Source organism: Mesorhizobium sp. M7A.F.Ca.CA.004.06.1.1, from assembly GCF_003999135.1.
Taxonomy (GTDB): Bacteria; Pseudomonadota; Alphaproteobacteria; order Rhizobiales; family Rhizobiaceae; genus Mesorhizobium.
On sequence record NZ_RZPQ01000726.1, the window covers coordinates 1 to 2989 of the forward strand.

Below are 2989 nucleotides of genomic sequence, written 5' to 3' on the forward strand. Positions count from 1 at the left end.
CCACCGGTCGTTCGCCGGTCGTGAGCTCCGCCTCGATGATCTCGGCGGAAATCTCGTCCTGCGAATAGAGCGCGGCGAGCCTGCGAACCAGGTTTTCCAGTTCGCGCACATTGCCCGGCCACGGATAGCGCTTCATCAACTCGATGCCGCCGGAAGAAATGCGCTTGGTCTGCAGGCCTTCCATTTCGCCGAGCTTGAAGAAATGGCGGACGAGGTCCGGCACATCCTCGGAGCGCTCACGCAGCGCGGGCAGCCGGAGCGGCACGACGTTGAGGCGATAGAAAAGATCCTCGCGGAAGAGCCCCTGGTTGATCAGCGTGCGCAGATCCTTGTTGGTGGCAGCGACGATGCGCACGTCGGTCTTGATCGGCGTGCGTCCGCCGACCGTGGTGTACTCGCCCTGCTGCAGCACGCGCAGCAGGCGCGTCTGCGCCTCCATCGGCATGTCGCCGATTTCATCGAGGGACAGCGTGCCGCCTTCGGCCTGCTCGAAGCGGCCGGTCGAGCGGTTCTGCGCGCCGGTGAAGGCACCCTTCTCGTGACCGAACAGTTCCGATTCGATCAGGTCACGCGGGATCGCCGCCATATTGATGGCGACGAAGGGGCCGCCGCGGCGGCGGCCATATTCATGCAGCGCGCGCGCCACCAGCTCCTTGCCGGTGCCGGATTCGCCCGAGATCATCACCGTCAGGTCGGTCTGCATCATGCGCGCCAGCATGCGGTAGATATCCTGCATGGCCGCCGAGCGGCCGACCAGCGGCATCGCGTCCGGCTGTTCTTCCGGCCGCGCATCGATCTTCGGCCGACGCGGCTCGGAAAGCGCCCGGTTGACGATGTTGAGCAGTTCGGTCAGGTCGAACGGCTTGGGCAGATATTCGTAAGCGCCGGTTTCGGAGGCGCGGATCGCCGTCATGAATGTGTTCTGGGCGCTCATGACGATAACCGGCAGCTCCGGCCTCGCCTTCTTGATGCGCGGCAGCATGTCGAAGGCGTTTTCGTCCGGCATCACCACATCGGTGATGACCAGATCGCCCTCGCCCGCCGCCACCCAGCGCCAAAGCGTCGAAGCGTTGGAGGTGACGCGCACCTCATGACCGGCGCGTGAAAGCGCCTGGTTGAGGACGGTGCGGATTGCCGCGTCGTCGTCGGCGACGAGAATATTGCCGCGAACGGTCATTTGAGGTCTCCTTCGCCGTCATCATCGGCGCCGTTTGGCGCTTCTTTCCAGGCCGGCATCAGGATGCGGAATGTGGTGCCGCGCGGCGTCGATTCGCATTCGATGATGCCGCCATGCTCGCCGACGATCTTGGCGACCAGCGCAAGACCCAACCCGGAGCCGTTCGGCTTGGTGGTGATGAACGGGTCGAACAGGATCGGCAGGATGTCTTCGGAGACGCCGGAGCCATTGTCGCGCACGCAGAATTCCAGCGGCAGCGACACGCGGTCCTGCGTGCCCGGAACGGAAACACGGATGCCCGGCCGGAAGGCGGTCGACAGCACGATCTCGCCCTGCGGGTCGCTGCCGATCGCCTCGGCAGCGTTCTTGACCAGGTTGAGGAACACCTGGATGAGTTGATCGCGGTTGGCAAACACCGGAGGCAATGAAGGATCATAATCCTCCATTATCTTGATTTTCTTGGCAAAACCATTCTTGGCAATCGCCTTCACATGGTCGAGCACGACATGGATATTGACGGGATAGCGATCGATCGGCCGCTCGTCGGAAAACACCTCCATGCGATCGACCAGCGATACGATGCGGTCCGTCTCGTCGGTGATCAGCCGCGTCAGCGCGCGGTCTTCGTCGGAAGCCGACAGTTCGAGAAGCTGGGCAGCGCCGCGGATGCCGGAGAGCGGGTTCTTGATCTCATGGGCAAGCATTGCCGCCAGACCGGTCACCGAACGTGCGGCACCCCGATGCGTCATCTGCCGGTCGATCTTGTCGGCCATCGACCGTTCCTGGAACATCACCACGACGGAGCCCGGATATTCCGGCACCGGCGCGACGTAGAGATCGACGACCTTTTCGATGCCGAGACGCGGCGACGACACGTCGACCCGATACTCGTTGACCGGAGCCCGACGCTCGCGCACCTGATCGACCAGCGTCAGCAGCGGGCTGCCGAAGGGAATGAGTTTTGACAGCGTGTTGCGGGCGAGCATGTTTGCACTCGAGCGAAAGAAATCTTCCGCGTCGGCGTTGGCATAGGTGATGAAACCTTCCTCGCTGATCATGATCACCGGGCGACGGATGGTGTTGAGCACGATCTGGGCGGCATCCGCCATTTCAGCGCCCTGGCCGGCGGCGGCGTTCATGCGGCGCTCCGCAGGTTCAAGGGTTGCGGATCGCGCGAAAACACATCGCGCAGCAAGGCAATGACGCGCGCGGGCTCGAATGCGGTCAGTATGGCCTTTCGGCTGTCGTCGGCGACGCCGCCGGCATGCCGGTCGAGATACCAGCCAAGGTGTTTGCGCGCCTGGCGCAGGCCGCTTTCGGCGCCGTAGAGCGCCAGCATGTCCTCATAATGGGCCACGATGTAGTCGGCGACCGCCGTCGAGTCCCGTGGCATGTTTGGCGTCGCCTCGCCGATCGCTGCGGCCGCAATGCCGCCTGCGATCCAGGGCGCGCCATAATGGGCACGGCCGATCATCACGGCGTCGGCACCCGATTGATCGAGAATGTCGGCCGCTTCCGCCGGCGAAGAGACGTCACCATTGGCGACGACCGGGATGGACACGGCTTCCTTGACGCGGGCGATGGCGCGCCAGTCGGCCTTGCCCTGGTAGAACTGGCAGCGCGTGCGGCCGTGCACGGTCACCATGCTGACACCGGCCTGCTCGGCGCGGCGCGCGAGCATCGGCGCATTGAGCGCGCCTTCGTCCCAGCCAAGCCGCATCTTGACCGTCACCGGCACCTCGACCGCGCCGACAACGGCGTCGATCAGCGACAGTGCGTGGTCGAGGTGCCGGTGACGGTCAAGATGCGGCT

General features: G+C 64.4%; 3 protein-coding genes. All 3 read right to left on the minus strand.

The genetic code is table 11. The features are described from left to right. The coding region (gene ntrC, locus EN906_RS29080) for a nitrogen regulation protein NR(I) (protein ID WP_127375566.1) at positions 1 to 1177 on the minus strand (1177 nt) is incomplete at its 3' end. Beyond that, positions 1174 to 2316, minus strand: a complete 1143-nt coding sequence (locus EN906_RS29085) for a nitrogen regulation protein NR(II) (protein ID WP_127272394.1) — start codon at positions 2314 to 2316, stop codon at positions 1174 to 1176. The genes EN906_RS29085 and ntrC, both read right to left, overlap by 4 nt. Continuing rightward, on the minus strand, positions 2313 to 2989 hold a 677-nt coding region (locus EN906_RS29090; RefSeq protein ID WP_206529193.1), incomplete at its 5' end, for a tRNA-dihydrouridine synthase. The genes EN906_RS29090 and EN906_RS29085, both read right to left, overlap by 4 nt.